Origin of the sequence: Pseudomonas sp. OV226 (genome assembly GCF_003148705.1) — a bacterium.
In the GTDB taxonomy this organism is placed as follows: domain Bacteria; phylum Pseudomonadota; class Gammaproteobacteria; order Pseudomonadales; family Pseudomonadaceae; genus Aquipseudomonas.
This window is the reverse complement of record NZ_QGGS01000010.1, coordinates 148,767-165,962: the sequence shown is the minus strand read 5'-3', so window position 1 is coordinate 165,962 and position 17,196 is coordinate 148,767. Positions and strand designations below refer to the sequence as shown.

The 17,196-nt window shown below is 59.3% G+C and carries 15 protein-coding genes; 8 read left to right on the top strand and 7 right to left on the bottom strand.

What is annotated here, in order from left to right:
• Positions 1 to 3: 3 nt before the first annotated feature.
• The 4 genes from C7534_RS17855 to gloB form a co-directional block, all read right to left on the bottom strand.
• Positions 4 to 1,845 (bottom strand): extracellular solute-binding protein, encoded by a 1,842-nt coding sequence (locus C7534_RS17855; protein ID WP_046032112.1) that lies wholly within the window; start codon positions 1,843 to 1,845, stop codon positions 4 to 6.
• Positions 1,842 to 3,656 (bottom strand): extracellular solute-binding protein, encoded by a 1,815-nt coding sequence (locus tag C7534_RS17850; protein ID WP_442963221.1) that lies wholly within the window; start codon positions 3,654 to 3,656, stop codon positions 1,842 to 1,844. Before C7534_RS17850 ends, C7534_RS17855 begins: the two co-directional genes overlap by 4 nt.
• Before the next feature lie 319 nt (positions 3,657 to 3,975).
• Positions 3,976 to 5,418: a transglycosylase SLT domain-containing protein gene (locus C7534_RS17845; protein WP_109786544.1), complete on the bottom strand. Its 1,443-nt coding sequence runs from the start codon at positions 5,416 to 5,418 to the stop codon at positions 3,976 to 3,978.
• A gap of 99 nt (positions 5,419 to 5,517) precedes the next feature.
• Positions 5,518 to 6,285, bottom strand: a complete 768-nt coding sequence (gloB, locus tag C7534_RS17840) for a hydroxyacylglutathione hydrolase (RefSeq protein ID WP_046032115.1) — start codon at positions 6,283 to 6,285, stop codon at positions 5,518 to 5,520.
• A 65-nt stretch (positions 6,286 to 6,350) separates the two neighbouring features.
• On the opposite strand from gloB, the gene C7534_RS17835 reads away from it, so the two are divergent.
• From C7534_RS17835 to C7534_RS17810, 5 genes are all read left to right on the top strand, one after another.
• The gene (locus C7534_RS17835) at positions 6,351 to 7,109 is read left to right on the top strand and encodes a methyltransferase domain-containing protein (protein ID WP_046032116.1); all 759 of its coding nucleotides are present in this window, start codon (positions 6,351 to 6,353) and stop codon (positions 7,107 to 7,109) included.
• 92 nt (positions 7,110 to 7,201) lie between these two features.
• Complete coding sequence (rnhA, locus tag C7534_RS17830; protein ID WP_007944583.1) at positions 7,202 to 7,654, top strand: ribonuclease HI; 453 nt, start codon at positions 7,202 to 7,204, stop codon at positions 7,652 to 7,654.
• A gap of 204 nt (positions 7,655 to 7,858) precedes the next feature.
• Entirely contained in the window at positions 7,859 to 8,617 is a 759-nt protein-coding gene (gene dnaQ, locus C7534_RS17820; protein WP_109786542.1) for a DNA polymerase III subunit epsilon, read from the top strand.
• A gap of 262 nt (positions 8,618 to 8,879) precedes the next feature.
• A complete protein-coding gene (locus tag C7534_RS17815; RefSeq protein ID WP_109786541.1) occupies positions 8,880 to 11,135 on the top strand; it encodes an Orn/Lys/Arg decarboxylase N-terminal domain-containing protein in 2,256 nt (751 codons plus the stop codon).
• A gap of 14 nt (positions 11,136 to 11,149) precedes the next feature.
• Positions 11,150 to 11,764, top strand: coding sequence for a GNAT family N-acetyltransferase (locus tag C7534_RS17810; RefSeq protein ID WP_109786540.1), 615 nt, complete (start codon positions 11,150 to 11,152; stop codon positions 11,762 to 11,764).
• Here the strand turns inward: C7534_RS17810 and C7534_RS17805 are convergent.
• Both C7534_RS17805 and C7534_RS17800 read right to left on the bottom strand, forming a co-directional pair.
• Complete coding sequence (locus tag C7534_RS17805) at positions 11,730 to 12,623, bottom strand: LysR family transcriptional regulator (RefSeq protein ID WP_046032120.1); 894 nt, start codon at positions 12,621 to 12,623, stop codon at positions 11,730 to 11,732. The two genes, C7534_RS17810 and C7534_RS17805, sit on opposite strands and share 35 nt — an antisense overlap.
• Before the next feature lie 88 nt (positions 12,624 to 12,711).
• Positions 12,712 to 12,972: a hypothetical protein gene (locus C7534_RS17800; protein ID WP_046032121.1), complete on the bottom strand. Its 261-nt coding sequence runs from the start codon at positions 12,970 to 12,972 to the stop codon at positions 12,712 to 12,714.
• Positions 12,973 to 13,148: 176 nt separating this feature from the next.
• Between C7534_RS17800 and C7534_RS17795 the strand changes: the two genes are divergently transcribed.
• On the top strand, positions 13,149 to 13,709 hold the full coding sequence (locus tag C7534_RS17795; protein WP_046032122.1) for an NADPH-dependent FMN reductase: 561 nt from the start codon (positions 13,149 to 13,151) through the stop codon (positions 13,707 to 13,709).
• 115 nt (positions 13,710 to 13,824) lie between these two features.
• On the opposite strand, the gene C7534_RS17785 is transcribed toward C7534_RS17795, so the two are convergent.
• Complete coding sequence (locus tag C7534_RS17785; protein WP_109786539.1) at positions 13,825 to 14,484, bottom strand: TetR/AcrR family transcriptional regulator; 660 nt, start codon at positions 14,482 to 14,484, stop codon at positions 13,825 to 13,827.
• A gap of 55 nt (positions 14,485 to 14,539) precedes the next feature.
• Here C7534_RS17785 and C7534_RS17780 point away from each other — a divergent pair, with 55 nt between their 5' ends.
• Together C7534_RS17780 and C7534_RS17775 are read left to right on the top strand one after the other, a co-directional pair.
• Positions 14,540 to 15,643, top strand: a complete 1,104-nt coding sequence (locus tag C7534_RS17780; RefSeq protein WP_046032124.1) for a DUF2855 family protein — start codon at positions 14,540 to 14,542, stop codon at positions 15,641 to 15,643.
• Positions 15,644 to 15,820: 177 nt separating this feature from the next.
• Positions 15,821 to 17,104: an arsenic transporter gene (locus tag C7534_RS17775; RefSeq protein ID WP_109786538.1), complete on the top strand. Its 1,284-nt coding sequence runs from the start codon at positions 15,821 to 15,823 to the stop codon at positions 17,102 to 17,104.
• Positions 17,105 to 17,196: the final 92 nt, after the last annotated feature.

The window sequence follows — 17,196 nt, the reverse complement described above, 5'->3', positions numbered from 1 at the left end:
TGATTACTCCGTGCCCACAGGGTCGGCTTGCAGTTTGATTTCGACTTCTATTGCCGGTTTCGCATCCGGCTTGATCCACCAGGTGTTGATGCCGATGTCGTACTTGGGTGAAATTTTTGGATGACCGATGTGGTTCCAGTACGCCGCGCGCCACGTCTTGATATGCCAGTTGGGGATCACGTAATAACCCCATTGCAGGACGCGGTCCAGTGCGCGGGCATGGGCCACCAGGCTTTTGCGCGAATCGGCGTTGATCAGTTGCTCGACCAACTGGTCCACCACCGGGTCTTTGAGGCCCATCGAATTGCGACTGCCGGGTTTGTCGGCGGCGGCCGACATCCAGAATTCACGCTGTTCATTACCCGGAGAACCGGACTGCGGGAAGCTGCCGACGATCATGTCGAAGTCGCGTGAGCGCACGCGGTTGATGTATTGCGAGACGTCGACCCGGCGGATGACCAGGTCGATCCCCAGATCGCTCAAATTGCGCTTGAACGGCAGCAGCACACGCTCGAACTCGGTCTGGGCCAGCAGGAATTCGATTTTCACCGGTTTGCCCGTGGCATCGACCATTTTGTCATCGACGATCCGCCAACCGGCCTCTTGCAGCAGTTGATAGGCTTCGCGCTGGTGATCGCGAATCATGCCGCTGCCATCCGTCTTCGGGTTCTCAAAGGCTTCGTTGAACACTTGTGCGGGGATCTGGCTGCGAAACGGATCGAGGATCGCCAGTTGGTCGGCATCCGGCAGGCCGGTGGCGGCCATTTCCGAGTTTTCGAAATAGCTGCGGGTGCGCGCATAGGCGCTGTTGAACAACTGCTTGTTGGTCCACTCAAAGTCCAGCAGCAGCGCCAGGGCCTTGCGCACGCGTACATCCTGGAACAGTGGGCGGCGCAGGTTGAACACAAAACCCTGCATGCCGGTGGGGTTGCCGTTGGGGATTTGTTCCTTGATCAGCCGGCCCTCGGTGACGGCCGGGACGTTGTAGGCGTTGGCCCAGTTCTTCGCGGTCATTTCCAGCCAGTAATCGAACTGCCCGGCCTTGAGCGCTTCGAGCGCGACGGTGTTGTCGCGGTAGTACTCGGTGAGCATCACGTCGAAGTTGTAGAACCCGCGATTGACCGGCAAGTCCTTACCCCAGTAATCCTTGACCCGCTCATAGCGAATGGAGCGCCCGGCCTTCACCTCGCTGACTTTGTACGGGCCGCTGCCCAATGGCATTTCGAGGTTGCCCTTGTTGAAATCGCGGTCCGCCCACCAATGTTTCGGGAGCACCGGCAACTGGCCGAGAATCAAGGGCAGCTCGCGGTTGTTGGAGTGTTTGAACTTGAACAGCACAGTCAGCGGGTCTTCGGCGACCGCTTCCGCAACGTCGTTGTAGTAACCGCGATAGAGCGGCGCGCCGTCCTTGGTCAGCATCTGGAAGCTGAACACCACGTCTTCGGCGCGGATCGGGTGGCCGTCGTGGAAGCGCGCTTCGGGGCGCAGGTAGAAACGCACCCAGCTGTTATCCGGGGCTTTCTCGATCTTGCCGGCCACCAGTCCATATTCGGTGAACGGCTCGTCCAGCCCTTGTTTGGCGAGGGTGTCATAGATGATGCCGATGTCGTCGGCCGGAACGCCCTTGCTGATAAACGGGTTGAGACTGTCGAAGCCACCGAAACCGGCCTGACGGAAGATCCCGCCCTTGGGCGCATCCGGGTTCACGTAGTCGAAATATTTAAAATCGGCCGGGTACTTCGGCGGCTCGTTGTAGAGGGTCACGGCATGTTGCGGGGCGGCGCAGGCCAGCCCGGCGAACAGCAGACCGCTGGCCTGCAACAGCAGGGCGCGTACGGGTTTCATTGATCTTTCTCCGAAGATTTCAGCCACCACGCGCTCAGGCCCAGGGTGTAGGGCGGCGTGGTCACAAAGGCCAGGCGATTACGGTAGGCCAGGCGGTGATAATTGAGGTACCAGTTGGGAATACTGTAGTGCTGCCACAGCAATACGCGGTCCAGCGCTTTGCCCGCGGCCACTTGTTCGTCGCGGCTTTGAGCGGCGAGCAATTGTTCAAGCAAATGATCGACCACCGGGTTGGCGATACCGGCATAGTTTTTACTGCCCTTGATCCCGACCTGGCTGGAGTGGAAATACTGCCACTGCTCCAGACCCGGGCTGAGGGTCTGGTTGAGCGTCATCAAAATCATGTCGAAATCGAACTGATCGAGGCGCTGTTTGTACTGGGCGCGGTCGACGGTGCGAAGTCGCGCGTCGATGCCCATGTTGGCGAGGTTCTCGACGTAGGGCTGGAGGATGCGCTCCAGGTTCGGGTTGACCAGCAGGATCTCGAATCGCAGCGGTTGGCCAGCGGCGTTCTGTATGCGCTGGCCATTGAGTTTCCAGCCGGCCTCAGCAAGCAGCCCAAGGGCTTTGCGCAGGGTTTCCCGGGGAATGCCGCGGCCGTCGGTGTGCGGCAGGCTGAACGGCTCGGTGAAGAGTTTGGCGGGCAACTGCTCGCGATACGGCTTGAGCATCAGCCATTCGTGACCAACGGGCAGCCCGGTCGCAGAAAACTCGCTGTTGGGGTAATAACTCAAGGCGCGCTTGTAGGCCCCGCTGAACAGCGTTCGGTTGGTCCACTCGAAGTCAAACATCAGGCCCAGCGCTTCCCGGACCTTGACTTCGGCCAAGGTCGGCCGTCGGGTATTCATGAACAGGCCTTGGCTCTGGGTCGGGATCTGATGCGGGATCTGCACCTTGATCACCTCGCCGCGACGCACCGCCGGGAAGTTGTAACCGTTGTCCCAGTTCTTCGCCTGATGCTCGATGTAAACGTCGAACTCGCCGGCCTTGAAGGCTTCGAAGGCGACATCGCTGTCACGGTAGAACTCGACCTCCATACGATCGAAGTTGTACTTGCCGCGATTGACCGCCAGGTCTTTGCCCCAGTAATCCTTGACCCGCTCAAACACGATCTGCCGCCCGGGGGTTACCGAGGTGATGCGATACGGCCCGCTGCCCAGTGGCGGTTCGAAGGTAGTGGCCTTGAAGTCGCGACCTTTCCAGTAGTGCCGGGACATCACCGGCAATTCGCCCAGCCTCAGGATCAACAACGGATTGCCGGCGCGCTTGAAGACGAAACGAACGCGGTGCGGGTTGAGGATGTCGACGCGCAACACTTCCTGAAGGCTGGTGCGGTACAGCGGATGACCTTCCTTGAGCAGCATGCGGTAGGAGAACGCGACGTCGTACGCGGTGATTGGCGAACCATCGTGGAACCGCGCTTCGGGGCGCAGGTTGAACACCACCCAACTGCGGTCTTCGGTGTATTCCAACGACTGGGCGATCAGGCCATAACTGGAAGTCGGCTCGTCGCCGGACGGTGCGTACTGGCCGGTGCCGACCATTAGCGGTTCATTCAGCTCATTGATCCCGTATTGCAGGAAATTCGACGTGGTCACCGGGCTCGTGCCCTTGAAGGTGTAAGGATTGAGCGTATCGAAGGTGCCAAACGCCATCACCCGCAATGTACCGCCCTTGGGCGCTTGCGGGTTGACCCAGTCGAAGTGGGTAAATCGGGCCGGGTACTTGAGCGTGCCGAACTGCGCATAACCGTGGCTTTCGCTGATCGTCGCGCTTGCGGTGGAGCTCAAGGCCAGGCTGATCAGGAGCAGGAGGAGGGGACGCTTCAAGTCAGAGATCCGATCCAGGCGGCTTGGGCTTTGTGGGCCGTACAGTAACAGCTTGTATCGACAGGAAAAAGACAGGGGGTAATGCCGGGTTAATTGGACTTACGGGTCCCTTGTAGCAGCTGGCGAAGCCTGCGTCCGACTGTGCAGCAGTCGTAATCCGGCAATCACAGTCTTCCAGTCATACCGCGCCGTTTGAATTTACGACTGCTGCGCCCGAACGCGGACCGGCCGACGCAGGCTGCTACAAGAGATTGGTTCGTTTTTCGGGCAAAAAAAAGCCCCTGATTTCAGGGGCTGTTTTTTAGCGTGGTGAAGACACCGTCAGCATCTGTCCAGGCTTCAACGCCTGGCCGACGCGCGGGTTCCAGCGCTTGAGATGCTGCATCTCGACATTGAAACGTTTGGCAACGATGTACAACGAGTCGCCTTGCTGAACCTTGTATTGGGTCTGCGGTTTCTTCTTGTCGGCTTTGCTGTTCGCGGCGATGACCGTGTTGACGCGGCCGCTATTGCGCTTGGTGGTGTCCTGCATCACCAGCGTCTGGCCTGTCTTGAGATTTTTACCGGAGAGTTTGTTCCAGCGCTGCAGGTCTTTGACGTCAACGTTGTTGGCCTTGGCAATGGAGCCCAGGCTATCGCCGCGTTTGACCCGGTAGGCGCGCTTGATGCTGGCGACTTGAGTCTCGTCGGCGCCTTCGAAGACCGGTTTGAACGACTTCTTGCTGATCAACTCTTCCGGACGCATGGTCGACAGGCTGGTAGTCAGCAACTGCGCTTTGGACGTTGGCACCAGCAGATGCTGGGGGCCGTCGATCGTGGTGCGCTGCTTGAAGGCCGGGTTGAGCTGGAACAGTTCGTCTTCGTCGATGTTGGCCACCGCGGCAACCTTGGACAGGTCCATGCGCTGGTTGATTTCGACGACCTGGAAGTACGGTTCGTTGGCGATCGGGTTGAGGTTCACGCCGTAGGCTTCGGGAGCCAGCACCACTTGCGACAAGGCCAGCAGTTTTGGCACGTAGGCCTGGGTTTCCGACGGCAACGGCAGGTTCCAGTAATCGGTCGGCAGGCCGAGCCTTTCATTGCGCTCGATCGCCCGGCTGACCGTGCCTTCACCGGCATTGTAAGCGGCGAGGGCGAGCATCCAGTCACCGTTGAACATGTCGTGCAGGCGGGTCAGGTAGTCCAGCGCCGCTGTGGTCGAGGCGGTGATGTCGCGACGGCCGTCGTAGAAACGGGTCTGGCGCAGGTTGTAGTAGCGCCCGGTAGACGGGATGAATTGCCAGAGACCCACTGCGTCGGACCGGGAGTAGGCCATCGGGTTGTAGGCGCTTTCAATCACCGGCAACAGCGCCAGTTCAAGCGGCATGTTGCGTTCTTCAAGGCGTTCGATGATGTAGTGAATGTAGAGACTGCCGCGTTCGCCGGCGTTTTCGAGGAAGGAAGGGTTGCTGGCGAACCACAGGCGCTGTTGCTCGATGCGCGGGTTGACGCCCAGACCATCCTGCAACTGGAAGCCCTGGCGCATGCGCTCCCAGACATCCTGAGGGACTTGCGGCGAGGGTTTTTCGCTGAGCCAAATGGGTTTCTGTTTGGCTCGGGCGGCAATATTGGGGGTATGTGACGCGTCGGTCTGCGGCACATGACTGGAACAACCCGCCAGAGTGGCGGACACAGCCACCGCTATGGCTTGAGCCAAGCGGGTCAATGCGTCTGAATTGATGGCTTTACGAATAGATGACGACATTGGCTGGAAGTAAGTTCCGGGCAAAAATGTCGAGAGATTCTAGAAAGGGTACCCCCTGCGGTCAACCATTCAGAATTTTCATTGCAATAGGATGACGGCTTAGAACGTATCCTTCCAAGCCCGCAAGGCCGCAAAAACCGCACTCGGAGCCCGGTTATTGGGGCCGATCCGTTCGTCCACTTTTTCTTTAACAGATGTTTCAGCGGACCGTAAAAAAGGGTTGGTGAGCTTTTCCAGGGCCAGCGTCGAAGGCAGCGTGATGATCCCGGCTTCACGCTGTCGGGTGACTTTGGCCAGGCGTTCGGCGGTATCCGGATTGTCAGGTTCGACAGCTGCCGCAAATTTCAGGTTGCTCAGGGTGTATTCATGAGTGCAATAGACCAGTGTGTCTTCCGGCAATTCGGCCAGGCGTGACAGCGAGGCGTGCATCTGTTCGGGCGTGCCTTCGAACAACCGTCCACACCCGGCGGCAAACAGCGTGTCACCGCAGAACAGCAGGCCATGATGGTAGTAGGCAATGTGCCCCAGGGTATGACCGGGCACGGCGAAAACATCGAAGTCCCAGCCCAGCACGCTGACCTTGTCGTTGTCCTTGAGCGCGACATCCCGGGCCGGGATGGATTCGCTGGCCGGACCGTAGACTGTCGCGTCTGTCGCCTTTTTCAGCGACTCGACGCCGCCGACGTGGTCATGATGGTGATGAGTGATCAGAATATCGCTCAAGACCCACCCCGGATGCGCCGCAAGCCAGGCCTGCACGGGCGCGGCATCGCCCGGATCGACCACGGCGCAGCGCTGGGTGCGGTGGTCTTGTAACAACCAGATGTAGTTGTCGGTGAAGGCGGGCAGGGCACTGATCTGTATCATCGTCGGATTCGCCAAGCGGAAAACAATGGCGCATCTTAGAACTTCCTGGCGCGTTGGAGAATGCAATGACCGATAAAGCGTTCGCTCAGGCTGATCCCGAGTGGCTGGCCTTGATCAGCGCGGCCCGTGAATGGCTGTCCGGCCCTATCGGGCAATTTTTGCTGGATGAAGAGCGGCGCATGCTCGAAGACGAGTTGGGGCGCTTCTTTGGCGGCTATCTGGTGCATTACGGTCCGTCGGCCCAGACCCCGCCGGCGGCACCCCAGGTGCAGCGCAACGTGCGGCTCGGGGCGCCGTTGCCCGGTGTCGAGATCGTGTGTGAAGAACAGGCCTGGCCCTTGAGCGAGCACGCCGCCGATGTGGTGGTGTTGCAGCATGGCCTGGATTTCTGTCTGTCACCCCACGGGTTACTGCGGGAAGCGGCGAGCAGTGTGCGGCCCGGCGGGCACTTGCTTATCATCGGGATCAATCCCTGGAGCACGTGGGGCTTGCGTCATGTGTTCGCCCATGACGCCATGCGCAAGGCGCGTTGCATCTCGCCTTCACGCGTTGCCGACTGGTTGAACCTGTTGGGTTTCGCGCTGGAGAAACGCCGCTTCGGGTGCTATCGTCCGCCGCTTGCGTCACCTGCCTGGCAGGCTCGTCTGGCCGGTTGGGAACGCAAGGCCGGTGATTGGCAACTGTCGGGTGGCGGTTTCTATTTGTTGGTGGCGCGCAAGATCGTGGTCGGCCTGCGTCCACTTCGTCAGGAGCGGCGCGAACCGATGGGCAAGCTGATTCCTTTGCCGATGGCCAAGGTCAATCGACGCCGTATCGACCCGTAATCCCCTTTTATATTCCCGGCCGGGTCAATCCCCGGCCTCGGGCATCGTCGGTCACTGATCGACGAGCCACCGCATTTTCTGGATAGATTGGCATGAGCGATAGCGTAGAACTCTTTACCGATGGCGCCTGCAAAGGCAACCCTGGTCCTGGTGGCTGGGGTGCATTGCTGGTGTGCAAAGGGGTTGAAAAGGAACTGTGGGGCGGCGAGGCCAACACCACCAACAACCGCATGGAGCTGATGGGGGCGATCCGTGGCCTTGAAGAACTCAAGCGATCCTGCGACGTGCTGCTGGTGACCGACTCCCAGTACGTGATGAAAGGCATCAACGAATGGATGGACAACTGGAAGAAACGCGGCTGGAAAACAGCAGCGAAGGAGCCGGTTAAAAACGCCGACCTGTGGAAGTTGCTGGATGAGCAGGTCAATCGCCACAACGTCACCTGGAAATGGGTGCGCGGGCACATCGGTCACCACGGTAACGAGCGGGCGGACCAGTTGGCCAACCGTGGCGTGGATGAAGTGCGCGGGTTCAAGCAGGCTTGATGATTCCATCGTTCACCTGTGGGAACCGGGCTTGCCCGCGATGAACGATGACGCGGCTTTACTGAAAGTCCGCAGCGTCTGCATCGCGGGCAAGCCCGGCTCCCACAGGGCATCGCAGCATCAAGCTGGCGGTGCGCGCCTGATCCCGCGAGCGTGTTAACATCGCCGCTTTTGCACGATTGACCCGTTGAGAGCTGAACACTGATGGCCACCAGATCCGTTGTACTCGATACCGAAACCACCGGCATGCCGGTGACCGACGGCCACCGGATTATCGAAATCGGTTGTGTCGAGTTGATCGGTCGGCGCCTGACGGGCCGGCATTTTCACGTTTATCTGCAACCCGATCGCGAGAGTGACGAAGGCGCCATCGGCGTCCACGGCATCACCAACGAATTTCTGGTGGGCAAGCCGCGTTTCACTGAAGTGGCCGATGAGTTCTTCGAATTCATCAAGGGCGCCCAGCTGATCATCCATAACGCGGCGTTCGACGTTGGCTTCATCAACAACGAATTCGCCCTGATGGGCCAGCACGATCGCGCGGACATCACGCAACACTGCTCGATCCTGGACACCCTGATGATGGCCCGGGAACGTCACCCCGGGCAGCGCAACAGCCTCGACGCCTTGTGCAAACGTTATGGCGTCGATAACTCTGGCCGTGAACTGCACGGCGCCTTGCTCGACTCCGAGATTCTCGCTGACGTCTACCTGACCATGACCGGCGGCCAGACCAGCCTGTCACTGGCCGGTAATGCGTCCGACGGTAATGGTTCCGGTGAAGGTGCGGACAATTCCGCCACCGAAATCCGTCGCTTGCCGGCCGACCGCACCCCCGCCCGAATCATCCGCGCCAGCGAAGATGACCTGGCCCAGCATGTGGCACGACTGGAAGCCATCGCTAAAGCCGCCGGCACGCCTTCGCTGTGGCAGCAACTGGCGGATGCCAAGGCCCAGGCCTGAGTCCGTAGCAGCTGCCGAGCACCGCGAGGCTGCGTTCGGCGGCGTAGCCGTCGTAAAACCTGGACGCGAGGTTTTCCTGAAACAACGCACTATCCGATATCACGACGGCTCCGTCCGAACGCGGCCCGCACCGAACGCAGCCTCGCGGTGCTCGGCAGCTGCTACAGGTCGTGCATGTATCGACACTCGCCACATCCGCTTCAACCCTCTACCCTGAGGTTATTGGCAGACCATGGTCTGCCGCCTCAGGACACTGAGCCCCATGTATAAAGATTTGAAATTCCCGGTCCTGATCGTCCATCGCGACATCAAGGCCGACACCGTCGCCGGTGATCGCGTGCGGGGCATCGCCCGGGAGCTGGAGCAGGAAGGCTTCAGCATTGTTTCGGCGGTGGATTACACCGAAGGGCGGCTAGTTGCGTCGACCCATCACGGCCTCTCGTGCATGTTAATTGCCGCTGAAGACGCCAGCGCCCATTCCCATTTATTGCAGAACATGGCCGAACTGATTGGCCTGGCGCGAGTGCGTGCGCCGGATCTGCCGATCTTTGCCCTGGGTGAGCAGGTGACCCTGGAAAACGCCCCGGCTGATGCCATGGCCGAACTCAATCAGCTGCGCGGGATTCTTTACCTGTTCGAGGACACCGTGCCGTTCCTGGCCCGGCAAGTGGCGCGGGCTGCGCGCAAGTACCTGGATGGACTGTTGCCACCGTTTTTCAAGGCACTGGTGCAACACACCGCCGACTCCAATTATTCCTGGCACACACCGGGCCACGGCGGTGGCGTGGCGTATCACAAGAGCCCCGTCGGGCAAGCGTTTCACCAGTTTTTCGGGGAAAATACCCTGCGTTCGGATTTATCCGTGTCGGTTCCCGAATTGGGTTCCTTGCTCGATCACACAGGGCCGCTGGCCGAAGCAGAAGCACGAGCCGCGCGCAATTTCGGCGCCGATCACACCTTTTTCGTGATCAATGGCACCTCGACCGCCAATAAAATCGTCTGGCATTCGATGGTCGCGCGTGATGATCTGGTGCTGGTGGATCGCAACTGCCACAAGTCGGTATTGCATTCGATCATCATGACCGGCGCCATCCCGTTGTACCTGTGCCCTGAGCGCAATGAACTGGGAATCATCGGCCCGATTCCGTTGAGCGAGTTCAGCCGCGAGTCGATCCAGGCCAAGATCGACGCCAGCCCGCTGACCAAGGGGCGAGCGCCGAAGGTCAAATTGGCGGTGATCACCAACTCGACCTACGACGGCCTTTGCTACAACGCCGAATTGATCAAGCAAAACCTGGGCAACAGCGTCGAGGTGCTGCATTTCGACGAGGCTTGGTATGCCTACGCGGCGTTCCACGAGTTTTTCGCCGGGCGTTACGGCATGGGTACTTCACGCAGCGAAGACAGCCCGCTGGTGTTTACCACGCACTCCACGCACAAGTTGCTGGCAGCGTTCAGCCAGGCGTCGATGATTCATGTCCAGGACGGTGGCGCACGGCAACTGGATCGCGACCGGTTCAACGAAGCGTTCATGATGCACATCTCCACTTCGCCGCAGTACAGCATCATTGCATCGCTGGACGTGGCCTCGGCGATGATGGAAGGGCCGGCCGGGCGTTCGCTGTTGCAGGAAATGTTCGACGAAGCCCTGAGCTTTCGTCGGGCCCTGGCCAATCTGCGCCAGCACATCGCGGCGGACGACTGGTGGTTTTCCATCTGGCAGCCGCCATCGGTGGAAGGCATTGATCGCGTGGTCACCGAGGATTGGCTGCTGCAACCCGACGCCGACTGGCATGGCTTTGGCGGTGTGACCGACGATTACGTGCTGCTCGATCCGATCAAAGTCACTCTGGTGATGCCAGGCTTGACGGCAGGTGGCGCGCTAAGTGAACGCGGGATTCCGGCGGCCGTGGTCAGTAAATTCCTCTGGGAGCGTGGGCTGGTGGTCGAGAAGACCGGGCTGTATTCGTTCCTCGTGCTGTTCTCGATGGGCATCACCAAAGGCAAGTGGAGCACGTTGTTGACCGAGTTGCTGGAGTTCAAGCGCAGCTACGACGCCAACGTCAGCCTGGCAGCCTGCCTGCCGTGCGTGGCACAACAGAGCGGCGGGCGCTATCAAGGCATGGGTTTGCGCGACTTATGTGATCAATTGCACGCCTGTTATCGCAGCAATGCCACGGCCAAGCACCTCAAGCGCATGTACACCGTGCTGCCGGAAGTCGTCATGAAGCCCGCTCACGCCTATGATCATTTAGTGAGAGGCGAGGTGGAGGCGGTGTCCATCGATGCTCTGGACGGACGAATCGCTGCGGTCATGCTGGTGCCGTATCCACCAGGTATTCCGCTCATCATGCCTGGCGAGCGGTTCACCGAGGCGACCCGGTCAATCATTGACTACCTTTCATTTGCGCGTACTTTTGACAGTAGCTTCCCAGGATTTATCGTCGATGTGCATGGCTTGCAACACGAAGACGAGGGCAATGGACGGCACTACACCGTCGATTGCATCAAGGAGTGAGGACCTTTCCCAGCATGCAACCTGTGATCAATGCCAAGTTCCCGGGCCTGTCGGTGCGTGTCGCCGATGACGGCTTTGCGGCCTATATATGGGGCAGTGACTTCAGTTTTGAAGTCGCCGCCTATGGTGCTGCCGAAATTGGCAAACCGGTCGAACAGTGGTCGGTGACGCCGATCATTCCGTATCGAAAGTGCTACGGCATTGACCCGGAGGAGTTCAGCAGTTTCCGTGATGCCGCTGACAGCGCGATTTTCATGGCGTATCTCGACGATGAGCCGGTCGGCCATCTGGTGGTCAGCACCAACTGGAACGGTTTTGCGCATATCGACGAGTTGGCGGTGCATGCCCCGGCGCGGCACCATGGCGTGGCCAAAGCGCTGCTGGATGTGGCCCAGTTCTGGAGCCGCAAGAAAAAACTGCCCGGCATCATGCTCGAAACCCAGAACAACAACCTGGGCGCCTGTCGGCTCTATGAGCGGTGCGGGTATGTGATTGGCGGGATCGATCATTTGCGTTATCGCGGGATCGACCCAAACACCGCCGAAGTGGCACTGTTTTGGTATCGCTTGTTCGATAACTCGCTGGAAGACTCGCTCAGTTCGCCAGCATCGCCGCGGCTTGTTCCGTAATGATGTCCAGCAGTGTCTGAACAGCGGCGTTGGGTTCGCCGTTTTTCAGGGTCAGGGCGTAGAGGCTGATCGGCACTGCCGGGGCCAGCGGACACACATCCAGTCCGCTGGATTTGGCGCCGAGGGCGGTAAACGGGTCGACAATCGCCAGGCCTTCACCGGCCTCGACCATGCTGCGCATCATCTGATGCGTCTGGACCCGGATATGTACGACCGGGGCAGGGCGCAAGGCCTGCAGTTTGTTCTCCAGTGCCGGGCTTAGCGGGTCATGACCTTCCAGACCGACCATCGACTGACCTGCCAGATCCTGCAACGAAATGTATTTCTGCTTGGGTTGCAGCCAGCCGTGGGGCGCCAGAAGCTGGAGCTTGCCTTGGGCAATGACCTGGCAATGGATGTCGGCGTGATCGGGATCATGCAGGCTCAACCCCAGGTCGCTTTCGCGCAACAACAAGGTCTTGATGATCTCGCGGGTCGGCTGGCTCAGCAGGTTGCACGGCGCATCAGGCAAGCGTCGGCGCAGGGCAGCGATGCCTTGAGGCAACAATTGTTGGGCCAGGGGCGGGGTGCAAATAATGCGAAGGGGGGCTGCCTGATAATGCTTGAGGCTGGAGGCCAGCCGCTGGACGGGCTCAAGCGCTTCGTAAACGTGGGCAATTTCGACCTGGAGTTCCCGCGCTTCGCGGGTCGCCTGCAAGCGTCCACGCACGCTGGAAAACAGCATGAAACCCAACTGACCCTCGGCCTCACGCAAAAGGCGTTCAACCTCGGCCACCGGCAACTGCAGCCATTCGGCGGCGGTGCCCAGGTGGCCAGTCTGCACAAGCGCGTGGATCACTTCGATATGGCGTAAACGCATGCGTGAAGTCCATGTTCAGCAGGTGAGAGGATCAGTGACTGAATCCTAACTCAAGTGCGCGCATATGACTTCTGCTCATAACACGCGGTTATGAGGCGACGTTGACTTCTGGCAGGCTGCCGACATACGTGTCGGGTTCACGGACGATGGTCACGTCCGCTTGCACCAGCAGGAATTGGTTTTCATCGAGCTTCTTGACACGATCGCCAATGGCCAGTTTGTAGGTGGTGACAGGCTCCGTGCCGCCAAGGCCGTCCGCCGACAGGGTGGATTCCTGGAACTCATGCACTGAATAAACACGGCCTTCCGCATCTCTTGCATGGAACTGACCGACAAGTACTGCTGCCATCTGTTTAGAACCTCTGGAGATAAATCACTCAATTTTCGGTTCTGTAGACCGTGGTTGGGTGAAGTAAGTTTTCCTACAGGAAAAAAATAGTCAGGGGCGATGAAATTCAGGGCCCGCTGGGTAATTCGTCATCTATAACTACAAGTTCTTTCCATCGCACAGTCGAGACATCTTCCATGAGCAACGTCTACAAGATCGCCGTTGTGGTCGGCAGCTTGAGAAAGGCATCGATCAATCGCAAGGTGGCGCTGGCCCTGGCCGATCTCGCACCGGCCAATCTCAGGCTTGAAATCGTTGAAATCGGCGACCTGCCGCTCTACAACGAAGACATCGATGGTGCTTCACCGCCGGCAGCCTACAGCACTTTCCGCCAACAGGTGCGTTCATCCGACGCAGTGCTGTTCGTCACCCCGGAATATAACCGTTCGGTACCGGCGCCTTTGAAGAATGCCATCGATGTGGGTTCGCGGCCCTATGGCCAGAGCGCCTGGAGCGGCAAACCGGGTGCGGTAATCAGTGCTTCGCCGGGTGCTGTCGGCGGATTCGGCGCGAACCACCACTTGCGCCAGTCCATGGTGTTTCTGGATGTGCCATGCATGCAGCAACCCGAAGCCTACCTTGGAGGCGCCGGCGCGGCGTTCGACGAGGCGGGCAAGCTGTCCGAGTCGGTCAGGCCGTTCCTGCAGAGTTTTATCAACGCTTATGCAAAATGGGTCGAGCAACACAAAAAAGAGTGACAACACCGTCCCCCTGTAGGAGTGAGCCTGCTCGCGATAGCGGTATGTCAGTTGGCATTGATTTGCCTGACACACTGCTATCGCGAGCAGGCTCGCTCCTACAGGGTATTGGGGGTTAGGGGGTGTGCAGCAATCGGCCACGGATCATCGACTCGATCTCCGCCAGCCACGCAGCCGTTTGCGCTGCCGCCGGTTGTGCGGTAACGCAATAACGGCGGCCACCCCAGGCGGTGATCAGCCAGGCATCGATGGTTGTTTCTGATGGCTGCTCAGGTAAATCGCTACACGCCGCAAACGCTTCGCGCCACTTCTGCGACAGCTCCTGGAACACCCGCCGGTGGTGTTTGGGTTCGGCGATCTGGTGTTCATGGGTCATCAGCTCATAGTCGAACAACGGCTGATCAGCATCGGTCGGGTCGCAGGTCATACGGATCAAACGATTGATTCGCGCTTGCCAGTCCAGATGCGTGGGCCGTACAACCTGGTCATCGATGTGCTGCAACAGATTCTCCAGGCAATGGCGGACATAACCGGACAGCAGCGCTTCCTTGCTCGGGAAATAATCGTACAACGTACCGATGGCAACGCCGGCTTCCAGCGCCACCGCGCGCGTGGTCAGCCCCGACCAGCCATCACGTCGCCAAATCCGAACAAACGCCTCGTAAATCGCATCCACGGTGAAGATCGCCCGAGACTGGCTCGGCCGTTTCAGCGGTTTGGCGCGGGGATTGAGGGTAGGCGCAGTGCCCTTGGTGTTTCCGAACCCGCTCTTCATCGGCTGCCACTACTCTGGTGCTACCCGCCACTCACTCGCAGCAGGAGTCTGAAAGATGCAAAGTCCGATCACGGTAACACGGCTGATCACCCGCAAAAACGCCCTCGACCAGAGTCGAATCGAGCAGGAGCAGCGCAGTCTGACTCCGTCCGAAGGGGAGGTGATTGTGAAAATCGACCGCTGTGCGCTGACCACCAACAACATCACTTATGCCGCGTATGGCGATTCGATGAATTACTGGGGTTTTTTCCCTACCGGGAACGCGGAAATGGGGCACATTCCGGCCTGGGGCTTCGCCGATGTGATCGCTTCGACGGTTGAAGGGGTTGCGGTGGGGGAGCGCTTCTACGGCTATTTTCCGATTGCCAGTCACCTGTGGATGCGCCCCGAGCGGGTCACCGAGCGAGGTTTCTATGATGGCGCCGAACACCGGCAGGCACTGACCTCGGCCTATAACCAGTACACCCGGTGCAGTTGGGATCCATACTACAGCCATGACACCGAAAACCTGCAGATCTTGCTCAAACCGCTGTTTCTGACCTCATCAATGCTGGCGGATTTCCTGCAAGACAACCAATTCTTCGGTGCGACCCGGCTGGTGTTTTCCAGCGCTTCGAGCAAAACCGCCTATGGCACCGCTGTGTGTCTGGAAAACTACCCCGATATCGAGCGGGTTGCGCTGACCTCGGCCGGTAACACGTCCTTCGTCGAAGCGCTCGGCTGTTATGAGCGAACAGTGTCTTACGAGGAGCTGCCGAGCCTGGCCAATGACCGTCCTGTTCTGTACGTGGATTTTTCTGGCGACCTGGGTTTGCGTGATCGTGTGCATCAGCAATTCGCCGGACAACTGGTTTACAGCTGCTTCGCCGGTTCGGCACAAAGCACGGATGAAGCACAACTGAGCGCCATCGAGGGCCCGCAACCGGTGTTCTTTTTTGCGCCGATCCAGTTGCGCAAGCGCAATGCCGAGTGGGGGCCAGAGCGAGTCAGCCAACATATCGGCGATGGCTTGCAGCGGTTTTATGGGCAAGTGACCGCATCCGCCAACCCGCTGCTTGAGGTGGTGCAAAGCGACGGTTATGAGGCGGCGCAGACGGTGATTACGCGGTTGTTCAACGGCCAGGTCGCGCCAGTGCAAGGGCATGTCATCCGTTTGTAACCTGTGTAGCAGCTGACGAGCAGCGCGAGGCTGCGTCCGGCTCGGTCCGCGCTCGGACGCAGCCTCGTGCTGCTCGACAGCTGCTACGGGATTCGTTGTGTAGAAAATGGGGGCTTTACTCTGTTCGTGTGTTGCGGCTGAATCGCGGTTTGTTTTTTGCGCACAAGGTTGCTTTGCATGCTGACTGCTTCACTGATTTTCCTGCTGACCATCACGCTGGTGATCTGGCAACCCAAAGGCCTGGGTGTCGGCTGGAGTGCAGTCTTCGGGGCGGTGCTGGCACTGATATTTGGTGTCGTGCAGCTAAGCGATATCCCCATTGTGTGGCAGATCATCTGGAACGCCACCGGCACCTTCGTCGCGCTGATCATCATCAGCCTGTTGCTGGACGAGGCGGGCTTTTTTGCCTGGGCTGCCTTGCATGTGGCCCGCTGGGGGCGGGGCAGTGGACGCAAGCTTTTTGCTTATATGGTGCTGCTTGGTGCGTTGGTGTCGGCATTGTTCGCCAATGATGGCGCGGCGTTGATTCTCACACCCATCGTGATCTCGATGCTGTTGGCATTGCGATTTTCTCCGGCGGCGACGCTGGCGTTCGTGATGGGCGCCGGTTTCATCGCCGACACGGCGAGCCTGCCGCTGGTGGTGTCGAACCTGGTGAACATTGTGTCCGCCGACTTCTTCCATATCACCTTCAATCGGTATGCGGCGGTGATGATCCCGGTCAACCTGGTGAGCGTCGCGGCAACGTTGGCGATGCTGATGTGGTTCTTTCGCAGAGACATTCCCAGGAATTACGACCCCGAGCAATTGGATCATCCCGCCACTGCGATCCATGACAAGGCGACGTTTTACGCCGGATGGGCGGTGTTGGTGATTCTGTTAGTGGGGTGTTTTGCCCTGGAACCGCTGGGCATTCCGATCAGCGCCATTTCTGCGGTGTGCGCCGCGCTGCTGCTGGCAATCGCTGCCCGTGGCCACAAAATTTCCACGCGCAAGGTGATGAAAGAAGCACCGTGGCAGATCGTGATTTTCTCGCTGGGCATGTACCTCGTGGTGTATGGCTTGCGAAATGCCGGGCTGACCGGGTATCTGGCGGGCTGGCTGGACGGGTTTGCACAGTACGGTGTCTGGGGCGCGGCGCTGGGCACGGGTGTGCTGACGGCAATTTTGTCGTCGATCATGAACAATTTGCCGACGGTACTGATCGGTTTGCTGTCGATCGATGCGAGCCAGGCCAGCGGCGTGGTGAAGGAGGCGATGATTTATGCCAACGTCATTGGTAGCGATCTGGGGCCGAAAATCACGCCGATTGGCAGTCTGGCGACGTTATTGTGGCTGCATGTGCTGGAGCGCAAGAGTATCCGGATCGGCTGGGGCTATTACTTCAAGGTCGGGGTGGTGTTGACCGTGCCGGTGTTGTTGGTGACGTTGGCGGCGCTGGCGGTGCGGTTGTCCTTTTAGACCGAGTTGGCCTCATCGCGGGCAAGCCTTGCTCCTACAGGATCGGGTCGATCACGAATTTTGCGATTGACACACGACCCGTACGAGCAAGG

Bases quoted from the DNA above. Each gene is read 5' to 3' on its own strand.
- C7534_RS17855 (WP_046032112.1), bottom strand. From the start codon at position 1,845: ATGAAACCCGTACGCGCCCTGCTGTTGCAGGCCAGCGGTCTGCTGTTC.
- C7534_RS17845 (WP_109786544.1), bottom strand. From the start codon at position 5,418: ATGTCGTCATCTATTCGTAAAGCCATCAATTCAGACGCATTGACCCGC.
- gloB (WP_046032115.1), bottom strand. From the start codon at position 6,285: ATGATACAGATCAGTGCCCTGCCCGCCTTCACCGACAACTACATCTGG.
- C7534_RS17835 (WP_046032116.1), top strand. From the start codon at position 6,351: ATGACCGATAAAGCGTTCGCTCAGGCTGATCCCGAGTGGCTGGCCTTG.
- rnhA (WP_007944583.1), top strand. From the start codon at position 7,202: ATGAGCGATAGCGTAGAACTCTTTACCGATGGCGCCTGCAAAGGCAAC.
- dnaQ (WP_109786542.1), top strand. From the start codon at position 7,859: ATGGCCACCAGATCCGTTGTACTCGATACCGAAACCACCGGCATGCCG.
- C7534_RS17815 (WP_109786541.1), top strand. From the start codon at position 8,880: ATGTATAAAGATTTGAAATTCCCGGTCCTGATCGTCCATCGCGACATC.
- C7534_RS17810 (WP_109786540.1), top strand. From the start codon at position 11,150: ATGCAACCTGTGATCAATGCCAAGTTCCCGGGCCTGTCGGTGCGTGTC.
- C7534_RS17805 (WP_046032120.1), bottom strand. From the start codon at position 12,623: ATGCGTTTACGCCATATCGAAGTGATCCACGCGCTTGTGCAGACTGGC.
- C7534_RS17800 (WP_046032121.1), bottom strand. From the start codon at position 12,972: ATGGCAGCAGTACTTGTCGGTCAGTTCCATGCAAGAGATGCGGAAGGC.
- C7534_RS17795 (WP_046032122.1), top strand. From the start codon at position 13,149: ATGAGCAACGTCTACAAGATCGCCGTTGTGGTCGGCAGCTTGAGAAAG.
- C7534_RS17785 (WP_109786539.1), bottom strand. From the start codon at position 14,484: ATGAAGAGCGGGTTCGGAAACACCAAGGGCACTGCGCCTACCCTCAAT.
- C7534_RS17780 (WP_046032124.1), top strand. From the start codon at position 14,540: ATGCAAAGTCCGATCACGGTAACACGGCTGATCACCCGCAAAAACGCC.
- C7534_RS17775 (WP_109786538.1), top strand. From the start codon at position 15,821: ATGCTGACTGCTTCACTGATTTTCCTGCTGACCATCACGCTGGTGATC.